The organism is Yimella radicis (genome assembly GCF_054778255.1).
In genome coordinates this window covers 251,905-273,109 of record NZ_BAAGZR010000003.1, presented here as the reverse complement: position 1 = coordinate 273,109, position 21,205 = coordinate 251,905, and the positions used below count along the sequence as shown (strand labels likewise).

General features: G+C 67.8%; 19 protein-coding genes. 12 read left to right on the top strand and 7 right to left on the bottom strand.

Translation table 11 applies throughout. The annotated features are described in order from the left end of the window. Positions 1–86 precede the first annotated feature (86 nt). Positions 87–2,333, top strand: a complete 2,247-nt coding sequence (locus ACYU8W_RS03085; protein ID WP_499466530.1) for a heavy metal translocating P-type ATPase — start codon at positions 87–89, stop codon at positions 2,331–2,333. Positions 2,334–2,342: 9 nt separating this feature from the next. Here ACYU8W_RS03085 and ACYU8W_RS03080 read toward each other — a convergent pair whose 3' ends face one another. The 5 genes from ACYU8W_RS03080 to ACYU8W_RS03060 all read right to left on the bottom strand — a co-directional run bounded on the left by ACYU8W_RS03080 (position 2,343) and on the right by ACYU8W_RS03060 (position 6,061). Further along, positions 2,343–3,062: an anti-sigma factor gene (locus ACYU8W_RS03080; protein ID WP_499466528.1), complete on the bottom strand. Its 720-nt coding sequence runs from the start codon at positions 3,060–3,062 to the stop codon at positions 2,343–2,345. After that, on the bottom strand, positions 3,046–3,606 hold the full coding sequence (locus tag ACYU8W_RS03075) for an RNA polymerase sigma factor (protein WP_499466526.1): 561 nt from the start codon (positions 3,604–3,606) through the stop codon (positions 3,046–3,048). Before ACYU8W_RS03075 ends, ACYU8W_RS03080 begins: the two co-directional genes overlap by 17 nt. A gap of 16 nt (positions 3,607–3,622) precedes the next feature. Next, complete coding sequence (locus ACYU8W_RS03070; RefSeq protein ID WP_499466524.1) at positions 3,623–4,309, bottom strand: class F sortase; 687 nt, start codon at positions 4,307–4,309, stop codon at positions 3,623–3,625. Continuing rightward, positions 4,309–5,148: a DUF4397 domain-containing protein gene (locus ACYU8W_RS03065; RefSeq protein ID WP_499466522.1), complete on the bottom strand. Its 840-nt coding sequence runs from the start codon at positions 5,146–5,148 to the stop codon at positions 4,309–4,311. Before ACYU8W_RS03065 ends, ACYU8W_RS03070 begins: the two co-directional genes overlap by 1 nt. Before the next feature lie 118 nt (positions 5,149–5,266). Then, positions 5,267–6,061 carry an aminoglycoside adenylyltransferase domain-containing protein gene (locus tag ACYU8W_RS03060; RefSeq protein ID WP_499466520.1) on the bottom strand — a complete coding sequence of 265 codons (795 nt, stop codon included), beginning with the start codon at positions 6,059–6,061 and terminating at the stop codon, positions 5,267–5,269. Between the two features lie 56 nt (positions 6,062–6,117). Between ACYU8W_RS03060 and ACYU8W_RS03055 the strand changes: the two genes are divergently transcribed. Next, positions 6,118–7,563 (top strand): protein kinase domain-containing protein, encoded by a 1,446-nt coding sequence (locus ACYU8W_RS03055; protein WP_499466518.1) that lies wholly within the window; start codon positions 6,118–6,120, stop codon positions 7,561–7,563. On the opposite strand, the gene ACYU8W_RS03050 is transcribed toward ACYU8W_RS03055, so the two are convergent. Continuing rightward, positions 7,560–8,258 (bottom strand): aspartate/glutamate racemase family protein, encoded by a 699-nt coding sequence (locus tag ACYU8W_RS03050; protein ID WP_129625498.1) that lies wholly within the window; start codon positions 8,256–8,258, stop codon positions 7,560–7,562. The genes ACYU8W_RS03055 and ACYU8W_RS03050 overlap by 4 nt on opposite strands. Positions 8,259–8,432: 174 nt before the next feature. Here ACYU8W_RS03050 and uraD point away from each other — a divergent pair, with 174 nt between their 5' ends. From uraD to ACYU8W_RS03035, 3 genes are read left to right on the top strand one after another with little or no spacing between them, the layout of a single operon-like run. Then, the gene (uraD, locus tag ACYU8W_RS03045; protein WP_499466516.1) at positions 8,433–8,930 is read left to right on the top strand and encodes a 2-oxo-4-hydroxy-4-carboxy-5-ureidoimidazoline decarboxylase; all 498 of its coding nucleotides are present in this window, start codon (positions 8,433–8,435) and stop codon (positions 8,928–8,930) included. Next, positions 8,930–9,256: a hydroxyisourate hydrolase gene (gene uraH / locus ACYU8W_RS03040; RefSeq protein ID WP_499466514.1), complete on the top strand. Its 327-nt coding sequence runs from the start codon at positions 8,930–8,932 to the stop codon at positions 9,254–9,256. The genes uraD and uraH overlap by 1 nt, the downstream gene beginning before the upstream one ends. 4 nt (positions 9,257–9,260) lie before the next feature. Then, positions 9,261–10,379, top strand: a complete 1,119-nt coding sequence (locus ACYU8W_RS03035) for a glycerate kinase (RefSeq protein WP_499466512.1) — start codon at positions 9,261–9,263, stop codon at positions 10,377–10,379. Here ACYU8W_RS03035 and ACYU8W_RS03030 read toward each other — a convergent pair. Beyond that, complete coding sequence (locus ACYU8W_RS03030) at positions 10,352–11,377, bottom strand: endonuclease/exonuclease/phosphatase family protein (protein ID WP_499466510.1); 1,026 nt, start codon at positions 11,375–11,377, stop codon at positions 10,352–10,354. The two genes, ACYU8W_RS03035 and ACYU8W_RS03030, sit on opposite strands and share 28 nt — an antisense overlap. An 81-nt stretch (positions 11,378–11,458) precedes the next feature. Here ACYU8W_RS03030 and ACYU8W_RS03025 point away from each other — a divergent pair, with 81 nt between their 5' ends. The 7 genes from ACYU8W_RS03025 (at position 11,459) to ACYU8W_RS02995 (ending at position 21,195) form a co-directional block, all read left to right on the top strand. Then, positions 11,459–12,289: a bifunctional allantoicase/(S)-ureidoglycine aminohydrolase gene (locus tag ACYU8W_RS03025; RefSeq protein ID WP_499466508.1), complete on the top strand. Its 831-nt coding sequence runs from the start codon at positions 11,459–11,461 to the stop codon at positions 12,287–12,289. A 250-nt stretch (positions 12,290–12,539) separates the two neighbouring features. Further along, positions 12,540–13,979 (top strand): xanthine dehydrogenase small subunit, encoded by a 1,440-nt coding sequence (locus ACYU8W_RS03020; RefSeq protein WP_499466506.1) that lies wholly within the window; start codon positions 12,540–12,542, stop codon positions 13,977–13,979. Then, on the top strand, positions 13,976–16,261 hold the full coding sequence (gene xdhB / locus ACYU8W_RS03015) for a xanthine dehydrogenase molybdopterin binding subunit (protein WP_499466504.1): 2,286 nt from the start codon (positions 13,976–13,978) through the stop codon (positions 16,259–16,261). The genes ACYU8W_RS03020 and xdhB overlap by 4 nt, the downstream gene beginning before the upstream one ends. A 12-nt stretch (positions 16,262–16,273) precedes the next feature. Then, entirely contained in the window at positions 16,274–17,092 is an 819-nt protein-coding gene (gene xdhC, locus ACYU8W_RS03010; protein ID WP_499466502.1) for a xanthine dehydrogenase accessory protein XdhC, read from the top strand. Then, positions 17,089–18,366 carry a guanine deaminase gene (gene guaD / locus ACYU8W_RS03005; RefSeq protein ID WP_499466500.1) on the top strand — a complete coding sequence of 426 codons (1,278 nt, stop codon included), beginning with the start codon at positions 17,089–17,091 and terminating at the stop codon, positions 18,364–18,366. The genes xdhC and guaD overlap by 4 nt, the downstream gene beginning before the upstream one ends. 49 nt (positions 18,367–18,415) lie before the next feature. Continuing rightward, positions 18,416–20,368 carry an MFS transporter gene (locus ACYU8W_RS03000; RefSeq protein ID WP_499466498.1) on the top strand — a complete coding sequence of 651 codons (1,953 nt, stop codon included), beginning with the start codon at positions 18,416–18,418 and terminating at the stop codon, positions 20,366–20,368. Then, positions 20,365–21,195, top strand: coding sequence for an aldo/keto reductase (locus ACYU8W_RS02995; RefSeq protein WP_499466496.1), 831 nt, complete (start codon positions 20,365–20,367; stop codon positions 21,193–21,195). Before ACYU8W_RS03000 ends, ACYU8W_RS02995 begins: the two co-directional genes overlap by 4 nt. The last annotated feature ends 10 nt before the right edge of the window (positions 21,196–21,205 follow it).

Here is a 21,205-nt window from a genome sequence, read left to right as displayed (position 1 = left end):
AGCGTAGTTTCGGATACAGGGAATGGACGACCGGGCTGGGCGTTTATACCCCCCAGGGGTATAGTGAAAGGTGGAGGTGAGTCCACATGACCACAGATCAGGACGTCCGGAAGGCCGACGCGAACGGCGATCTGCGGGATGTCGAGCTCGACATCACCGGAATGACGTGTTCGTCGTGCGCGGCGCGCATCGAGAAGAAGCTCAACCGGGTCGACGGTGTGAGCGCCTCGGTGAACTATGCGACCGAGAAGGCGCTGGTGCGGGCGCCGCGCCCGATCACGGTCGATGACCTGATCGGGGTCGTGGAGAAGACCGGTTACGGCGCGTCCGAGCGCACGCACGATGCGCACGACCACATGAATCACGAGGTGGCACCTGCCGAGGTGCTCAAGCGTCGCTTGATGATCGTCTGGCCACTCGTCCTGCCCGTGATCCTGTTGTCGATGGTGCCCGCGTTCCAGTTCACCGGCTGGCAGTGGGTCGCTCTGGCGCTCACCACGCCGGTCGTGCTCTGGGGCGCGCTGCCGTTCCACCGCGCCGCCTGGACCAACGCCAAGCACGGCGCCTCAACCATGGACACCCTCGTCAGCCTCGGCACGCTGGCCGCGTACCTCTGGTCAGTCTGGGCCATGGTCTTCGGCGACGCCGGCGAACTCGGCCTCAAGCACCACTTCGAGCTCCTCATGCACCCCGAGCACGCATCGAGTGCGATCTACCTCGAAGCTGCGGCGGGTGTCTCGGCATTCCTGCTGACCGGCCGTTACCTCGAGGCCCGGGCCAAGCACTCGTCCGCCGAGGCACTGCGGGCCCTCGCCGAACTCGGCGCCAAGGATGTCGCTGTCCTGCGCGACAAGACCGAGCAACGAATCCCGTTGGCGCAGCTCAGGGTCGACGATCACTTCGTCGTCCGACCGGGTGAGAAGGTCGCCACCGACGGCGTCGTCGAGATGGGCAGGTCGAGCATCGACACGTCCGCCATGACCGGTGAGTCGGTCCCGGTCGACGTCAGCATCGGCGATGACGTCACCGGCGCAACGGTCAATGTGAGCGGCCGTCTCGTCGTCCGCGCCACCCGCGTGGGCTCCGACACCGCGCTGGCCGGGATCGCTCGCATGGTGGAGCAGGCGCAGACCGGCAAGGCCAACGCGCAGCGGCTGGCCGACAAGGTGTCGAGCATCTTCGTGCCGATCGTGCTCGCTGTCGCACTGGTCACCTTCTTCGGCTGGTGGACTATCGGCGGGTCGCTCGCAACCGCTTTCACCGCCCTGGTTGCCGTACTCGTCATCGCCTGCCCGTGCGCGCTCGGTCTCGCCACTCCGACAGCGTTGTTGGTCGGTACCGGTCGAGGGGCCTCGCTGGGCATCCTGATCCGCGGTCCGCAGGCACTGGAGACCTCCCGCGGCATCGACACCGTTGTGCTGGACAAGACGGGCACGCTTACCACGGGCGAGATGTCGGTCGTCGACGTCCACGGCGGCAAAGCGGTACGTCGTGCCGCTGCCGCGGTCGAAGCGGGTTCGCAGCACCCGATCGCCCAGGCCATCGTACGTGCGCAGGAGCCGCCGCTGCCCGAGGTCGACGACTTCGAGACGGTCGACGGTTTCGGAGTGCGTGGCACCGTCCGCGGTGTGCCGGTGGTCGTCGGACAGGAGAAGCTGCTCACCGACTCAGGGATGCCGCTCTCGGACGAACTCACCGCTGCGGTCCACAAGGCGCGGGACGGCGGTGGCACCGTGGTCATCGTCGGCTGGGACGGCGCGGCTCGCGGCTTCGTGAAGGTGGCCGACCAGCCCAAGGAGACTGCGGCGCAGGCCGTTTCGGCGTTCAAGGCGCTGGAGTTGCGTCCGGTGCTGTTGACCGGTGACCACGAGTCGGTGGCGCAGTCCGTTGCCGCGGAACTCGGCATCGACGAGGTCATCGCGCAGGTCACTCCTGCCGACAAGGCCGAGCAGATCCGGCACCTGCAGGAACAGGGACGCAAGGTCGCGATGGTGGGCGACGGGGTGAACGATGCCGCGGCGCTGGCCCAGGCCGATCTCGGTATCGCGATGGGCACCGGCACGGACGCCGCCATGCAGGCCGCCGACATCACGATCATGAGCGGTGACCCGCGCAAGGTCGCGACCGCCGTCGAGTTGTCGCGCAGCACGCTGCGGACGATCTACGGCAACCTGACCTGGGCGTTCGGCTACAACGTCGCGGCGATCCCGCTGGCGATGTCGGGTCGGATGAGCCCGATGGTCGCCGGTCTCGCGATGGCGTTCTCGTCCCTGTTCGTCGTCGGTAACTCGTTGCGTCTCAAGGGTTTCCGTCCGAACCACGGCGGCGACTGAACGGAGAACTCAGATCGGTAGTGTGCCGCGAACGATGCTGTCGCCGGAGTGTTTCGGGTCGCCGTCCAGCGGCTCGCGCGATACATCGACGATCACGTAGCCCTCGTCCAGCAGTCGCGGGTCGATGACGAACTGCTGCGGCTCGGTGCCGTGCACGAAGCCGATGCTGATCATCCGCCGGCCGTCCTTGTTGATCAGCCACGCTTCGACGATCTGCCCCTTCGACGGCAACGAGTTCATGGCGATCCGCACCTGGGTCGTCGAACCGCTGCGGGTCAGGTCGGCCTCCCCGAGTTCCTCCGGGGCATCGCCCAGCGTGGACAGGGGCGTCCGAGCCAGCGTGGTGGTCGCGACCGTGGGCTCGTCCGATACTCCTGCGGTGAGCCGCCCGATCCCTGCGCCGATCAGCAGCGCAGCCGCGACCGCGAGCAGGGTGCGCCGCCGATCGCGTGGCTTGGGCGCAGCAGGCGCGGTGGGCTGCAGTTCGGCCGATCCCTGAGATCGGGTGCGCAGCTCGACCGGCGCGTCGATCTCAGCCAGTACGCGCTGCCAGACGGCGTCGTTCGGAGGCTCCAACCGATCCGGACCGGACGCTGTCGCGTTGATCGCGCGGACGAACTCGTCGACGGCACGGCGGCATTCGGCGCAGGTGTCGAGGTGTGCCGCATCGGGGTGGTTGCCGTGCGACAACGCGATCTCGATCAGGACGTCGTCATTCGGATGCTGCATGACCCACCTCCTGAAGTCGGGTGCGCAACTGTTGCAGGCCGCGTCGGATATGGCTCTTCACGGTGCCGAGCGGGAGGTTGACCCTGGTGGCGATCGCCTCGTGGGTCAGGTCTTCCCGGAAGGCCAACAGGAGAACGGTACGGCGTGGTTCGCCGAGTTCGTCGACGGCGTCGGTGACGACGACGCGGTCGATCGTTCGTTGAATCTCATCGGGCGTCGCGTCGGGTTCGCTGCCGGCAACCTGGTCGACCAGCCGTGACTCCCGAGCCCGCGACGCCATCCGGTCTGCGACCCGGTGTCGGGTGATTCCGACCAGCCAGGCGGGGAATGCCGCCGGATCGGGTCGCAGTGTGTGCCGGCTGTTCCACGCGGAGACGAACACCTGTTGGGTGACGTCCTCGGCGTCCACGCTGTTGCCGAGCGACCGGTAGGCGATGGTGTGGACCAGCGGGCTCCAGCGTCGGTAGATCTCAGCAAGCGCCTCCCGGGACCCTTCCCGCAACTGCACGGCGAGCTGCTGCACGTCGTCCTCGTCCGGGGTCACGTGGCCACGATAGACGTCACGACGTCGAAATCCTTTGTGCGACAACCACGACGTTCTGGTCGTAGTGCCCGGTCGAGGGGTCGAACCGGCCGCCACATGTCACCAGGTGCAATCTCTCGGGCCCGGTCGAGGAGAAGAGGTTCGCGGTGTCGAGCCCGCTCTTGCGGATGCGGTTGACCGACGTCGTGCGATAACGGACAGCGCCGGTGCTGGTCTGCACGACGACTTCGCTGCCGACCCGAACCCGTGTCAGCGCCGCCCACGGACCCTTGCCGGAGGTGGCCGTGTCGACATGAGCGGCCAGCACCGTCGCGCCGGCGCCTTCCCCGGGCGACGAGCCGTGGCGGTACCACCCGGCCGTGGTCACGTCAGTCGGGATCTGCATGAGTCCGTCCTTGTCGACACCGACCGGTCGTACCGTCGACCGCAGCCCGATCGAACCGACCGTCACCACCAGCGGCCGGCTGCCCATCGTCGCGGAGGTCGGGTCGGCCGCACGCCGAACAGGCGTGGGCAGTCCCGTCGTCGGTGACCGAGTAGAACCCGAGGTTGCGGACGGTGCAGGAGTGGACGACGCGAGCGCGGCGAGTACCGACCCGTCCCCGGCTGCCGGGGTGCCGGCCCGATCGACCGCCGCGGCGACGGCACCGCCCAGGAGGGTGGCAGCCAGTACGGCCGCCACCCGTCCCGAGCGGGCAGGCATCACGCGCGTTCGGTCTTCACACGGCGACGGGTGGCGAGCAGCGCAAAGCCGCCTGCGACTCCTGCGCCGAGAGCGATCGCAGCACCGGACGCACCCTGGTCCGTCGCTGCCTGTCCACCGTTGCCTGCGGGGACGCCCCCGGGCATCCCGCCGAGTCCGTCGATGGTCTGCACTGCGAGCTTCAGGTTCTTGTCGGCGGCGCTGCCCCACGCGTAGACGATCGTGTTCGAGCCCGCCTTGAGCGGCACGTCGGCCGGCCCGATGGCGACGGTCGAAGTGCCGGCCAGGACGACGTCCGCGGAGACGGTGCCGGCGGCGAGGTCGGCCATCGCCTCCTTCGGGTTCACCAGACCCTTGAACGCGGGGGTGCCGTTGGCGCGCACGTCGACGGCCGGGGCCGCAGCAGTGTGACGAACGGTCAGGCGTGCCTTGCCGGCGGCCAGGGCCGAAGTGTCGTTGACGAACGGGGTGAGCGTCGGCTTGCCGTCGGCGTCGAGGTGAGCCACCACGGTGATGTTCGCACCGGCGGGCACGGCCACGTCGTTCGCCTCGATGACGGCCTTGCCGTCTGCGCCGGCACCCGGGGCGACCACCTTCAGGTCGTATGAACCGGCCGGCAGCGACACCGGGTCGGTCAACGTGCCCGGCGCGAAGTTCGGCAGCAGTTCCTTGCCGTTGGCGTAGACGTCGACCGTGACACCGGGAACTCCGTGAAGCACCGACACCATGGACGGCTTCGCGCCGTCGGGCGCCGCGGCGGACGCGTGGGCAGCGGCCGGGGCGAGCGCGAGTGTTCCGGTGGCCAGGACGCCTCCGGCGAGGACTTTGGCGAGATTCATGATGGTCTCCCTCAGGTTGAGGCACTCCCGATGAGTGCTTCTGTCCTCTTTTTCGCTGTGCGTGCCCTCGGTGGATGCACCCGTCGCGAAGATTCTTTCGAGAGGTCTCGCGTCGGCGTCAGGGAGTGTCGGTCGGGCGCAGGTCATGCTGGACCAGGACGTCTGACATCAGGTCGACGGTGGCGCTCTGCCGGGCGGCATCGTCGGCGAAGGCGCCGTCGTCCCGGCCCTCCTCCCGCCACGCCAAGGCGTGCTCGATGACCGGGCGGTGGCGCTCGTCCATCGCCTCCAGTCCCCAGCGTCCGGCACCCGACTTGGACGTGATCGCGTGCTGGGTCAGCGCGTGGTGCAGCCGGAGTACTCCCAGTGCACTCCACGCCGCTTCGCGCGGGGAAATCCCGGCGTCCGGGGTGTCGACCAGCCCCTGCAGCCGTGGCAACCAGTAGCCCTCGAGATTGGTCCGGGTGTTGAGCTCGAGCACTGTGTCGCTGGTGAAGATGTCGAGTTCGCCGGCGTCCGGGCCGTGCACGGTGATGCCGCGCTCGGCCAGTTCCTGCCAGGTCACCTGGTTGGCGTCGCAGTGATGGGCCACGGTGAACGTGCCGTGCAGCACGCCCGGGTGCACCGGCAGGACGGACGGGTCCTCGGTGAGCTGGGTGGTCGGCACGTAGAAGCCGTCGAAGTGGTCGGGCAGGTCGCGGTGGATCTGCTGCAGTGTGGCGATGTCGGTCTCGTTCGGGCGCCGGGTCGTGGTGGCGACGAAGTCGATGTCGCTGTCGTCGAAGTACTCGCCCCAGCACAGCGACCCGTGCAGGTACATCCCGTCCAGGTAGCCCGGCAGGCGCTCATCGATGAGTCGCACCGCCCGCTCGGCGGTCGCTCGGACGTCCGACGGCAGCTGCGGGGTAGACATGAGTTGAGGCTAGCCGCGCGCACGCGCACTAGGGTTGACGCGCGGAGGGGAGAGTGATGGACGCAGCGGCAGCGACCAGAGTCGGCAACCGTTACGGTTTGCGCACCCGTATCGCCGGAGGCGGCATGGGCGAGGTCTGGCGGGCACACGACGAGGTCCTCGACCGTCCGGTCGCGGTGAAGATGCTGCATGCCGGTTTGAGCGACGATCCCGACTTCCTCGATCGCTTCCGTACCGAGGCACGCAACGCCGCGAAGCTGTCCCACGCAAACATCGCCCAGGTCCACGACTACGGCGAGGACGACGGATCCGCTTACCTGGTCATGGAACTCGTCGAGGGCGATCCGTTGTCGTCGATCATCCGGGCGCGAGCTCCTCTGTCACCGGCCGACACCGTCGCACTCCTCGTTCAAGCTGCGACCGCGCTCGACGCGGCCCACGTCAAGGGCATCGTCCACCGCGATGTGAAGCCCGCGAACATCGTCGTGACGCCCGACGGCACCGCCAAGCTCACCGATTTCGGCATCGCCCGCGCACTCGGCTCGGCCGGAATGACCAGGGCGGGCGAGGTGCTCGGCACCCCGCAGTACCTGCCGCCAGAAGCTGCCCTCGGTCACGAGGTCGGGCCCTTCTCCGACGTCTATTCGCTCGCGGTCGTCGCCTTCGAGATGCTCACCGGTGCGTGGCCGTTCAGGGCCGACACCGCGGTCGGCTTGGCCATGGCACACATCCAGCAGCCGGTGCCGCCCCTGCCGGCGGGTGTCCCGCAGCCGGTGAGCGAGGTCGTCCATCGCGGTCTGGCCAAAGAGCCCGAGCAGCGGTACGCATCCGCGAAGGACTTCGCCGCCGCGCTGCAGCAGGCGCTTGCGGCGACCCCGCCGGCGGCCCTGGACGAGGACATCACCGAGGTCTCGACGATGGTGATTCGCTGCACTGAACCGGAACCCGACCCGTCCGAGCCCGTGCCCGTGCCCGGGGCTTCCGACAACACCGTTCATCCGGACGCGTTGTCCGGCGCGACCGTCCTCGCGCCCGGGCAGAACTCCGCGCTGCCGGGCACCGTCGTCGAGGTGCACGCGACGGTCGGCGCCGGTCTTGGCGAACCGGTCGACCCGATGGCCTTCGAGGTCGACGGCAACGGTCAGGCTCTTGCTGAATCCTCGTTCGTCTTCTTCAACAATCCTGTCTCGGCGTCCGGGGCGGTGACCTTGCGGGAGAACGGAATTCGGATCGATCTGACCGAACTCCCGGATGATTGCCGCGCGGTCAACGTCGCTCTGTCGGACGACCACCCGCTCGGCGGACAGCAGCTCGCGGTCAAGGTGCAGATCGGTGATGCTGCGCTGGAACTCGACACGACGGTGCTGACCGAGGAGAAGGCGGTCGTGTTGCTGCGGGTCTACCGCCGGGACGGCCTGTGGAAGATGCGCAACGTGATGGCCGGTTGGGTCGACGGCATCGAACCGCTGGTCCGCGCCTTCGGGATCGAGATCGAGGACTAACGAGCCTCGTCCAGCGCGGCCTTGATGTGCAGGCGGGTCGTCGGGAAGATCGGCACGTCGGCGTCCATGGCGGTCACGAGCAGCTCGATCTCGGTGGCGCCCAGGATGATGCCCTCGGCGCCGCGGTCGGCGAGGTCCTGCATGACCGACCGGAAGTAGCGGCGCGATTTCTCGTTGACGATGCCGACACACAACTCGTCGTAGATGATCCGGTTGATCTCACCGACCGCTCCCTGCGCGGGCGTGTGGACGGTCAGGCCCTGACGTTCCAGGCGCTCGGTGTAGAACGTCTCGTTCATCGTGAACGCGGTGCCGAGGAGGCCGACCTCCTTCATTCCGGCGTTCTTCGCGGCCGCGCCGGCGGTGTCGGCGATATGGATCAGCGGCACGTCGACTGCGTCGTCGATGCGGTCGGCGACCACGTGCAACGGGTTGGAACACAGCAGGATCATCGTGGCCCCGGCGGCTTCGAGGCGCTTGGCCTCGCCGCCGAGCACGGAGCCCAGGGCATCCCAGTCGCGGGCATCCTGGAGTTGTTGGATCTGCGCGAAGTCGAGGCTGCTGAGCAGGACGCGTGCTGAATGCAGGCCGCCGAGCCTGCTGTGCACGGTCTCGTTGGCAAGGCGGTAGTACTCGGCGGTCGACTCCCAGGAGAGTCCGCCGATGAGGCCGATGGTCTGCGTCGAGGAGGACATGAGTCCAGCCAATCACCCCTGCGGCCGTCATGCGACCGGGTTTGTACAACTGGGACGGATTGACCGTCTCGCCGGACGGCACGATCCTTGACCGGGTGGGCGCACCCGACTAGCGTTCCGCCATGCGTAACTAAACTTCCGAATCGCGGAAGTTTGAGATTCCGAGGAGCCCAGATGAGCGCCCCTTCCGTATTCAACGCCATGAATGAGGAACAGGTCCACGAGGCGCTGCTTGCGTGCTTGCCGGTCGAGCGCTGGGCGGGGGAGGTCGCGGCCGCTCGTCCGTACGACTCGCGCGAAGCGCTCCTCGCGCAGGCCGAGGCATCGGCCGGGGCGCTCGACGACGACGAGCTCGACGCTGCCCTGGCCGGTCACCCGCGCATCGGTGAGCGCGCCTCCAGTCCCGACCACCAGGCCGAGCATTCCGCGAAGGAGCAGGCCGGCCTCGACCAGAGCGATCAGGACGTGATGGAGCGACTGCGTACCGGCAACGAGGCGTACGAGGAGCGGTTCGACCGTGTCTTCCTGATCCGGGCCAAGGGGCGCACCGCTGCGGAGATCCTGAGCGAGTTGGAACGCCGCCTGGCCAACGACGACGAGACCGAACGAGAAGAGACCGTCGCGCAGTTGCGCGAGATCGCGTTGCTGCGACTTGAAGAGGTTGCACGCTGATGGGCACGTTGAGCACACACATCCTGGACACCAGTCGCGGCAAGCCGGCCGAAGGCGTCCGCATCACGCTGGAGACGCTGGCCGGTGAGCAATTGGGTGAAGGCGTCACGAACGCCGACGGTCGCGTCGGGAAGATCGGTCCCGAGCGCATGGAGGTGGGTGACTACCGCCTGCACTTCGCCGCGAAGGACTACTTCGACGGCCTCGGCGAGCAGTCGTTCTACCCCGAGATCACGGTGGCGTTCACGATCGCGGACGCCGACCAGCACTACCACGTGCCGATCCTGTTGAACCCCTACGGTTTCAGCACCTACCGGGGCAGCTGACGGCATGACTCGGGTGGTCATCGCGCCGGACAAGTTCAAGGGCACGCTGACGGCTGCACAGGTCGCCGAGGCCCTCGAGCGGGGTTTGCGCAGTGTGGTGACCGATCTGGACGTGGTCACCGTGCCGGTCGCCGACGGTGGCGACGGCACGCTCGCCGCTGCCGAGCATGCCGGCTTCCGGCGGGAGACTCTGACGGCGACCGATCCGGTCGCACGGACGATCGACACTGCCTATGTGCGTGACGGCGAGCGCGCGGTCGTGGAGATGGCCGAGGTGAGCGGCCTGGCGATGCTGGGCGACGATCTCGACCCGATGAACGCCTCCAGTCGAGGGCTCGGTGAGGTCATCGCCGCGGCTCTGGACGCCGGAGCGAGCACCCTGGTGATCGGCATCGGCGGGAGCGCGTCCACCGACGGTGGCGCCGGCATGGCGCAGGCGCTCGGTGCTCGCGTGCTGGACTCGAACGGCACTGACATCGCACCGGGCGGAGCCGGACTGGATGATGTGGCCGAGCTCGACCTGACGGGTCTTCATCGCGGCCTGGCCGATGCAGAATTGTTGTTCGCCTGCGATGTCGACAACCCGCTGACCGGGGAGCGCGGCGCAGCTGCCGTGTACGGCCCGCAGAAGGGTGCCTCGACCGAGCAGGTGCGCGAACTCGACGCCGGCCTCGGACGCTGGGCGGACGTGGTTGCGAAGGCAACCGGCGCCGACCGCCGCGATGTCGCCGGGGCGGGAGCTGCTGGCGGAGTGGGTTTCGCCGCCGTCGCGCTGCTGGGTGCCGAACTGCGTCCGGGTGCCGAACTGCTCTTCGAGATGGTCGGCCTGCCGCAGGCTGTCGTCGGCGCCGACCTGGTGATCACCGGCGAGGGAGCCCTCGACGAGCAGACGTTGCATGGCAAGGCACCCGCAGCCGTCGCCAAAATGGCTGCAGCACAAGGCGTTCCAGTCGTCGCTGTATGCGGAGTGAACAAGCTCGGCGCCGACGGCCTGTCCCGGCTCGGCGTGCGCAGGGCCTACGCACTGATGGACGTCGCACGCGATCAGGACGAGGCGATGACACAGGGGGACCGCCTGCTGGAGCAGATCGGCGCTCAGGTTGCCGGCTTCGCGTTGCTGTGACACAGGCGCAGATTGCTCCAGACCGCACGGTGGTCGCTGCCCGGCACGTCGATGGCCGCCGCATCGGTCGATTCGAAGCCGCGCACCATGATGTGGTCGATCGTCACGAAGCTCGGCAGACGTCCACCGACGGGCCAGGTCGGACGGTCGAACGGACCCCAAGACGGGCCGGCATCGTGCAGGCCACCCACCGCGTCTCGGAAAGCGGGATGGGCCCACGATGCGTTGAAATCGCCTGCGAGCACGAGGTGTTCGTCCGTGCTCGCCCGCTGCCAACGGCCCAGCTCGCGCAGCGAAGCGTCCCAACTGCGCACCTCTTCCACCGGGGGGTAGGGATGCACGGCTTGAACGGTGACGGGCAAGCCGGCGACAATCAGTCGCACGGCCGGCTGATCGAATGTGTGCCTGGCCGAACCGCCGGTGGCTCCGCCGATCTGTTCGATGGGCAATCGGGAAAGCACCGCGGTACCGGAGAACCCGTCGTCCCGGATGACAGGGGTGCGGTGGGTGAGCCGTCGTCCACCCGTGGTCTTGGAGAACTGCGCCACGAAATCGTTCGTCGCTTCCGGCACCACCAGGAGGTCGACGTCCCGGTCGAGGACGACCGTGCTCAGCGCCTGCAGGTCGGCGCTTGCGACATAGGCGTTCGCGGTGAGCACCGAGAGTTTTCCGGTGGGCGTTTCGCCGTCCGCGCAGCCGGCCGGCCGCCAGTGGTTGATCGGCACCAGCGCTGCGAACGCCGCGCAGGCAGCGAGCACGCAGGCCACGGTGTGACGGCGCCGGACTCCGATCACGATCACCAGAAGTCCGAGCGCCAGCGTGACCGGCCAGAGGGTCTGGAGTACCGGCACGGAGAGCCGGCCGAGTCGTGCGGTGGAGGGCACGATCGGCAGCAGCGCGAAGCCGAGCACAGCGAAGCCGATCGCGGTCAGAGCCCACCAGCTCGACGGCCGTCGTGCCGTCGGGTGGGGAGTTGCTCGTTCGTCCAGTTCTTGCACACGACCAGGTATACCCACCGGCACCGGCACGGCCGGCCCCGACCGCTTGAATGCAGTACGAACTGTTACGGAAGGACGCTCATGACCAACACCTATTACGTTCCGAAGGGTGGGCTGCCGCAGCAGACCGACCTCACCACGGACCGCGCGATGTTCACCGAGGCGTACGCCGTGCTGCCGCGCGGCACGATGCGCGACATCGTCACCAGCCTGTTGCCGTTCTGGGACGACACCCGACTGTGGATCATCGCCCGGCCCCTCTCCGGGTTCTCCGAGACGTTCTCGCAGTACATCGTCGAGGTGGCTCCGGGTGGAGGTTCGGACAAACCCGAACTCGATCCGGGTGCCGAGGGTGTCTTGTTCGTCGTCGGGGGCAATCTCAAGCTGACCCTCGCCGGCCGGAGCCACGACCTGCGTCCGGGAAGCTACGTCTTCCTGCCGCCACAGGCGCAGTGGACGCTGCACAACGAGGGCAGCGAGAACGCCACCTTCCACTGGATCCGCAAGGCGTACCAGCGGGTCGAGGGCATCGAGGTGCCCGAGGCCTTCGTGACCCACGAGGACGACGTCCCCGGCGCAGAGATGCCCGGTGCCGAAGGTCGTTGGACCACACAGCGATTCGCTGACCCGACCGACATCCGCCACGACATGCACGTCAACATCGTCAACTTCGAGCCCGGCGGCGTGATCCCGTTCCCGGAGACCCACGTGATGGAGCACGGCTTGTACGTGCTGGAGGGCAAGGCCGTCTACCTGCTCAACAAGGACTGGGTGGAGGTGCAGGAGGGCGACTTCATGTGGCTGCGCGCGTTCTGCCCGCAGGCCTGCTACTCCGGCGGACCCGGACGCTTCCGCTACCTGCTCTACAAGGACGTCAATCGGCACGCGGTGCTCAGCCGCCAGTTGGTCTGAGTCGGCTTCGACGGACGGCTGGTCACGCAGGCAGCGGACCGGCCGTTCTCGTCCGCGAGATTCCACCAGACGAAATACATATTTCCCCCAGCGAAACCTTCCGTTCTGTCGGGCGAGTCCGTACTGTGGCTCGGACGGGTGCCCGTTCGCATGGATAACCGGGCGCCGGTCAGGCATCGACAACCATGCTCCCGGTTTCCCGGGTAGACCGTCCAGCGGCGGAGCGCCGACTGCACTGGGGAGTGAAAGCATGACTTCTGGACAACCCGAGATGATCCTCAACGGACGCGCAAGTTCGATGGCCGGGATCGATCCGTCCACCAACGCCCTCGACTACGTCCGCGACCGCGGCTTCACCGGAGCCAAGGAAGGCTGCGCCGAGGGTGAGTGCGGGGCTTGCTCGATCATGGTGCTTCGTCCCGACACCGGCGGCCGTTCGCGCTGGACCGCGATCAACGCCTGCCTCATCTCGGCGCTCACGCTGGACGGCCAGGAGGTGGTCACCGCCGAAGGCATCGGTACGCCCGACGATCTGCACCCGGTGCAGCGCGAGATGGCCGTGCGTGGTGGATCGCAGTGCGGTTACTGCACCCCCGGCTTCATCTGCTCGATGGCCGCCGAGTTCTACCGCCCCGATCGCGAGGCCGGGGGCGACGACAGCGAGGAGCACGGGGCCAACGGGTTCGACCTGCACTCGCTGTCGGGCAACCTGTGCCGCTGCACCGGCTACCGCCCGATCCGGGACGCCGCGTACGCACTCGGCGACGCGGACGAGAGTGACGAGCGGGTCACCCGCCTCTCCTCGCCGGCGCCCGAAGGCGCTGCCACCAGCGTCGAGCACCACTACGGACGGTTCGTGCGCCCCACGTCCCTCGACGAGGCACTCTCGATCATCTCCGGCGACGAGGACGCGGTCGTCGTCGCCGGTTCCACCGACTGGGGCGTCGACGTGAACATCAAGGGCGTGCGTGCACCGTTGGTCGTCGCGATCGACCGGCTCGCCGAACTGCGCGGCTTCGAGATGAACGACGACGTCGTCGAACTCGGCGCCGCACTGACCCTCAGTGAGGCCGAGCGGCTGCTCGACGGACGTGTCCCGCTGCTGGCCCAGCTGTTCCCACAGTTCGCCTCCCGCCTGATTCGCAACGGCGGCACGATCGGCGGCAATCTCGGCACCGGATCGCCCATCGGCGACACCCCTCCCGCGCTGCTCGCGCTCGAGGCGGACCTCGTCCTCGCTGGCCCCGGCGGGGAGCGCGCGGTGCCGCTGGCCGACTACTTCACCGGTTACCGCCAGACCGTCCGCGACCCGGACGAGCTCATCAAGGCGATCCGGATTCCGTTGCCGCTCAGTGGGGTGACGGCCTTCCACAAGATTGCCAAGCGTCGCTTCGACGACATCAGCAGCGTGGCCGTCGGCATCGCGCTCGACATCGACGGCGGCGTGGTCAAGAAGGCACGCATCGGACTCGGCGGCGTCGCGGCCACTCCGATCCGGGCAACCGCCACCGAGCAGGCGCTCGAGGGCACGCCGTGGACGGCGCAGACGGCTGCAGCGGCGGGTGAGGTCCTCGGCGGCGAAGGCACGCCGATGGACGACCACCGAGCCAGCGCCCGCTACCGCGCCGCGACCCTGCGTACGTCCTTGCCGAAGTTGTTCGCGCAGACGACCGAGGAGGTCGCGTCATGAGCACCCTTTCCCAGCGTCCGATGAATGCCGTTGTCGGACAGGAGATGCCGCATGAGGCGGCTGATCTGCACGTCACCGGTGCGGCGCTGTACACCGACGATCTGGTGGGCCGTACGGCCGGCACGCTGCACGCGTACCCGGTGCGGTCCGAGGTCGCGCACGGCAAGGTGACCCTGCTCGACGTCCAGCCGGCGTACGACGTCCCCGGCGTGGTGCGGGTGCTGACCGCCGACGACGTGCCCGGGATCAACGACGCCGGCATCAAGCACGACGAGCCGTTGTTCCCGGACGAGGTCATGTTCTACGGGCACGCCGTGTGCTGGGTGCTCGCCGACAACCACGAAGCAGCCCGTCGTGGTGCCGCCGCGGTCAAGCTCGAGGTCGAGCCGCTCCCGGCGCTCATCACGGTCACCGAGTCGATCGAGGCCGAGAGTTTCCAGGGTGCGACACCGACCATGGTGCGCGGCGACATCGAGACCGCGTTCGCGCAGGCAGCTCATGTGTTCGAGGGCGAGTTCGAGTTCGCCGGGCAGGAGCACTTCTACCTGGAGACCCACGCCTCGCTCGCACTGATCGACGAGAACGGCCAGGTCTTCATCCAGTGCAGCACCCAGCACCCCACCGAGACGCAGGACATCGTGTCGCACGTGCTCGGCGTCGAGGCGCACGAAGTCACCGTTCAGTGCCTGCGTATGGGTGGCGGCTTCGGGGGCAAGGAGATGCAGCCGCACGGCTTCGCCGCCATCGCCGCACTCGGTGCCAAGCTCACCGGACGCCCGGTCCGCCTGCGGCTCAACCGGAATCAGGACATGACGATGTCCGGCAAGCGGCACGGCTTCCACTCCTCGTGGAAGGTGGGGTTCGACGGCGAGGGCAAGATCGTCGCGCTCGACACCCTGCTCACTGCTGACGGTGGGTGGAGCCTCGACCTGTCCGAGCCGGTACTCGCCCGGGCGCTGTGTCACACCGACAACGCGTACTGGTTGCCGAATGTCCGAGTGCGTGGACGCATCGCCAAGACGCACAAGACGTCGCAGACTGCGTTCCGTGGGTTCGGTGGACCGCAGGGCATGCTGGTCACCGAGGACATTCTCGGACGCTGCGCGCCGGCGCTCGGTATCCCGGCCCATGAACTGCGGCGCAAGAACTTCTACGTGGAGGGTCAGGAGACCCCGTACGGCCAGGAGGTGCGTCATCCGCACCGGATGGTTGCCTGCTGGGACCAGGTCTGGAGCAACGGCGAACTCGACCGCCGGATGGCCGAGGTCGAGCAGTTCAACGCCGCGCACGACGACGTGAAGCGCGGTTTGGCGATCACGCCGGTGAAGTTCGGCATCTCGTTCAACTTCGTCTCGTTCAACCAGGCGGGCGCGTTGGTGCACGTCTACAAGGACGGCTCGGTGCTGATCAACCACGGCGGCACCGAGATGGGCCAGGGCTTGCACACGAAGATGCTGCAGGTCGCGGCGACCACGCTCGGTATCCCGCTCGACCGGGTGCGGCTCGCGCCGACGCGTACCGACAAGGTGCCGAACACCTCTGCCACAGCTGCAAGTTCGGGTGCCGACCTCAACGGTGGGGCGGTCAAGGACGCGTGTGAGCAGATCCTTGCGCGGCTGGAGAAGGTCAAGGCCGACATGCAGGAGGAGATCGGATGGGACGATCTGGTGAAGAAGGCCTACTTCGACCGGGTCCAGCTCTGGGCGGCGGGCTACTACCGCACCGAGGGTCTGTCCTGGGACGCCTCGATCGTGCAGGGAAACCCGTTCAAGTACTTCGCGTACGGCGTCGCCGCGGCGGAGGTCGAGGTCGACGGCTTCACCGGCGCGTACACGACCCGTCGGGTCGACATCGTCCACGACGTCGGCGACTCCCTGTCGCCGCTGGTCGACATCGGACAGATCGAGGGCGGTTTCGTGCAGGGCGCGGGCTGGTTGACGCTCGAGGATCTTCGGTGGGACACCAGCGACAAGCCGACGCGCGGACGCCTGGCCACGCAGGCCGCGTCCACCTACAAGCTGCCGAGCTTCTCGGAGATGCCGCACGAGTTCAACGTGAAGCTGCTGGAGAACGCGCATGAGGACGGCGTCGTCTACGGCTCGAAGGCCGTCGGTGAGCCACCGCTCATGCTGGCTTTCTCGGTGCGCGAGGCGCTGCGACAGGCTGCCGCGGCGTTCGGCGACGGGGGAGCGGTCATCGAGATCGGTTGCCCGGCCACGCCGGAAGCGGTGTTCTGGGCGTTGGAGGATGCCCGCGCGGGCAACTCGTCAGATCCCGACTGAGGATCACGAATCATGCACTGGGCCAAGGTGATTCAGCGCCTTCGCCACGAACGGGTGCCGGCGGTTCTGGTGACGGTCGTTGCTGTGCGCGGACACGCTCCGCGGGCGGCCGGCGCCAAGATGGTCGTCACCGCGGTACAGGCGTACGGCACGGTCGGCGGTGGCAATCTCGAGGAGACAGCCATCACCCGCGCGCGGGAGATGCTGGTCGAGGCGAGCGGCGAACCCGAGCAGATGCACATGTCACTCAGCGCGCACGCCGACAACAGTTTCGGTGTGCAGTGCTGCGGAGGTGAGGTCACGATGATGTTGGAACCCTCGCCGCCGACGCCGGCGGTCGCCGTGTTCGGACTCGGTCATGTGGGTCGGGAGTTGGCGCACATCCTCGCGCGGCATGACGTCCTCCTCTACCTCGCCGATTCCCGTGTGGCGCAGGTCGATTCGGTGCGTTCCGAGCTGGTCGACACGGTGGCGGAGGTCGAGGTCCGTCATACTCCGGTGCCTGAGGTGCTGCTGACCGAGGTGCCGCCCGGCACGCATGTGGTGATCATGAGTCACGACCACGCCGAGGATGCTGCGCTCTGCGACTCGGCGCTGCGCAGGGACGACCTGGGCACGATCGGCCTCATCGGGTCGAACGCGAAGTGGCGACGCTTCGAGAAGACCCTCGTCGAGGAAGGGCACACGCCACAGGCCATCGCCCGCATCCAGTGCCCCGTCGGAATCCCCCAGATCACCTCCAAGGAACCGGCCGCCATCGCCGTCGGCATCGCCGCACAACTGCTTCAGGCTTTCGCGAACGATCGCGACAACGAAGGGGCCACTCGATGACCATCTACCGCGCGACCGTTCTCGACACACCGGACAGTCCCTTCGACGGTGCGGCATTGCGTACCGGCACCGACATCGGACTGCGGGTGGTCGAGGGCGTGATCACGCGGCGCGACTCGTTCGAGGCCGTCACCCGGGAGTATCCCGACGAGCAGGTGGTCGACCTGAGCGACGGCATCCTGCTGCCCGGGTTCGTCGACACCCACGTCCACTTCCCGCAGTTGCGGGTCATCGGTGCGCTCGGCATGCCGTTACTGGACTGGCTTGACCGTGCGGCTCTTCCCGAAGAACTGCGCATGGCCGACGACGAGCAGGCTGCGCGCGTGGCCAAGGGCTTCCTGCGTGGCCTGCGGGAGGCCGGCACGACGACCGCGCTCGTCTTCGGTTCGCACTTCGCCTCGGCGATGGACGTCTTCTTCAGCCAGGCCCGCGCGAGCCGGATCCGCATCATCAGCGGTCTCGTCGTCTCCGACCGGATCCTGCCGGAGGGTCTGTTGACCACTCCCGAGCGTGCGTACCAGGAGTCGATCGACCTGGCTCGGCGATGGCACGGGGTGGGCCGACTGCATTACGCGGTCACCCCGCGGTTCTCGCTGTCGGCGGGGGAGGAGATGCTCGCGGCCTGCGGCCGGGTGATGAAGGAGATCGACGGCCTGTACTTCACCTCCCACGTCAACGAGAACAAGCGCGAGGTGGAGGAGGTCGAGGAACTGTTCGGTGGGCTCGACTACACCTCCACCTACGACGTCCACGGTCTGCTCGGACGGCGCTCGGTGCTGGCGCACGACGTCCACCCGAAGGACGAGGAACTGTCGATGATGGCCGCGCGCGGTACGTCCGTCGCACACTGTCCGACAAGCAACTCGGCCCTCGGCAGCGGACTGTTCCCGCTGAAGCGGCACGTCGAGCAGGGCGTTTGGGTCGCGCTCGGTAGTGACGTCGGTGCAGGCACCGGGTACTGCCTGCTGAAAGAGGGCCTGCAGGCCTACTTCATGCAGCAACTGCTGGCCGACGAGGGACTTCCGCTCACCGCCGCGCACCTGCTCCACCTGGCCACGCGCGCCGGTGCGGTGGCACTGGACCTCGGCGACCGCGTCGGCGATCTGTCCGTGGGGCGTGAGTTCGATGCGGTGTGGATCCGTCCGCAGCACGGTGACCCGCTCGACATGGGCATCGAGTACGCCAAGGACTCCGAGGACGCTCTGGCGAAGATCTTCGCGCTCGGCACGACGGACGACATCGCGTCGGTCTGGGTTGGCGGCGAGCGGCTCTGATCGCGCTCGAATAGGTAAATAGGCGAGCTATGTAATATTCTCGGCGGCGATGACTCACGCCGCCACCTCCCCGACCCGGCGCCGTCCGGCCGGACTCGTCACCGCAGTCCTGGCAATCACAGGGACACTCGTCGCACTGCAACAGACGCTCGTCGTCCCGCTGTTGCCCGAAGTGCCCAAGCTGTTGCACACCACCGAGACGAACGGTTCGTGGCTGGTGACCGCGACCCTGCTGACCAGCGCGGTCGCGACCCCGATCGTCTCCCGGTGCGCCGACATGTTCGGCAAGCGGCTGATGATGCTCATCTCGCTCGGCGCTATGGTCGTCGGCTCGTTGATCGGCGCGCTCGGGCACGAGCTGTGGCAGGTCATCGTCGGCCGGTCGCTGCAGGGCTTCGCGGCAGCTCTGGTGCCGGTCGGGATTTCGATCATGCGCGACGAACTGCCACGCGAGAAGGTCGGCGGCGCCGTCGCACTCATGTCCGCGACGCTGGGCATCGGGGCGGCCATCGGGCTGCCGCTGTCCGGCTTCATCTACGCCCACTTCGACTGGCACACGCTCTTCTGGGTCAGTGGCGTGGCCGCGATCGTGATGTTCATCGCGATCCTGTTCGTCGTTCCTGAATCGTCGATCCGGTCGCCGGGGCGCTTCGACGTGCTGGGCGCACTGTTGTTGTCCAGCGCCCTCGTCTGCTTCCTGCTCGCCGTGTCGAAGGGGGGCGACTGGGGATGGGGCAGCCGTACCACTCTCTCGCTCCTGGCCGCCGCTGCTCTCCTCGTGGTGGCGTGGGTGCCGTGGGAACTGCGGACGCCCGGCCCGATGGTGGACCTGCGCACGGCCGCGCGTCCGCCGATCCTGCTGACGAACATCGCCTCGGTCTTCGTCGGACTGTCGATGTTCGTCAACCTCGTCTCGACCACGCAGTTGCTGCAGATGCCCGAGGCGACGGGCTACGGGCACGGGTTGAGCGTGCTGGATGCGGGCCTGTGCGTGCTGCCGGCCGGCCTGATGATGGTCGTGTTGTCGCCGGTGACGGCCACCATCACCCGTCGCTGGGGAGGTAAGTACTCGCTCATCATCGGCGCAGTGGTGCTGGGTCTGAGCTATGTGCTGCGCGTCTTTCTGACCGGGTCGGTGTTCCAGATCGCGCTGGGCGCAGTCATCACCAGCGCCGGGACGGCCATCGCCTACGCGGCGATGCCCAGCATCATCATGTCCAACGCACCGATCAGCGAGACGGCTGCCGCGAACGGGTTCAACGCGTTGCTGCGAGCCGTCGGCACCTCGACCTCGAGCGCGATGGTGGCCGCCGTCCTTTCCACCGTCGCCATGCGCGTCGGTGACATCGAACTGCCGACCCTCGAGGCCTTCCACGACATCTACCGGATCGCCGCCGCCGCAGGTCTGATCTCGGCCTTCATCGCCGTCTTCATCCCTTCCAGTCGCCGGCAGGAGGCGAACCGGAGCCACACGGGCAACGACGTGATCATCCACGGGCATGTGCGGGACGCGTCCGGTCGCCCTGCCCGCAGCGCAGTCACCACCTTGCTCACCGACACCGGCGAGGAGGTCGACTGGTCGCGGGTCGAACCGGACGGTTCGTACTCGCTCGTGCTGCCCGGTCCCGGTGTCTACCAACGGATCACGAACGCCGATGGTTACCAGCCGCGCGCCGAACTCGTCCGCATCGACAAGCCGGGCGCGTACGACGTGGAACTCGGACCACGTCTGGAACTCACCGGACTGGTCCGCCTCGAAGGGCGCCCCGTTTCGGACGCGTTGATCACCGTCACCACTGCGTCAGGTGAGGTCGAGCAGACAACCACGGCCGGCCCGGACGGACGATTCACCGTCCGTCTCGGGGTGACCGGACGGCATGTCGTGAGCGTCATCGATCCGTCGACGGGTGCCTCCAGTTCCCGCCACGTCGTCGTTCTGGGTTCGATCGAGCCGCTCGTGGTCGACCTCGAACCCGTTTCCACGCTTACCGTGGACGCATGACCTCCACCACCGAACGCGAACTGTTCACGCTTCCCGCCGTCGGCTTCGGCACCTACCCGCTCAAAGGTGAGGTGGGCGTCGAAGCGATCGTCTCGGCGCTGAAGACCGGCTACCGCTACCTGGACTCGGCGGTGAACTACGAGAACGAGGAAGAAGTCGGCGACGCGATCCGCAAGAGCCACATCCCGCGCGACGAGGTGATGGTGGCGACCAAGATCCCGGGCCGATTCCATGCCAAAGGCCTTGCCGCGCAGTCACTTCGCGATTCGGCGTCCCGGATGAAGCTCGACCACATCGACGTCGGCCTGATCCATTGGCCCAACCCGAGCGTCGACCTGTACGTCGAGGCGTGGCAGGCGCTGATCGAAGCTCAGCGGGCCGGACTCGTGAAGGAGATCGGCGTCTCCAACTTCACCGCGCAGCACCTGCGCCGCATCATCGCCGAGACCGGGGTGACGCCGTTGGTGAACCAGATCGAACTGCACCCCTACTTCCCGCAGGTCGAGATGGTGCAGGTGCACGAGGAACTGGGGATCCGGACGCAGGCATGGAGCCCGCTCGGCAAGGCGAGCGCGCCCTACTCCGAAGGCCCGGTCGTCGAGGCAGCCAAGGCGCACGACGCGACACCGGCGCAGGTCATCCTGCGCTGGCACGTGCAGCGCAATGTCATGCCGTTGCCGAAGTCGGCCACGCCGTCACGGCAGAAGGAGAACCTCGACGTGCTCGGGCTCGACCTCACCGATGCCGAAGTCGCGGCGATCACCGCACTCGGTAAACCTGACGGACGTCTGTTCGGCGGCGACCCGGACACCCACGAGGAGCAGTAGGGCGGCCCGG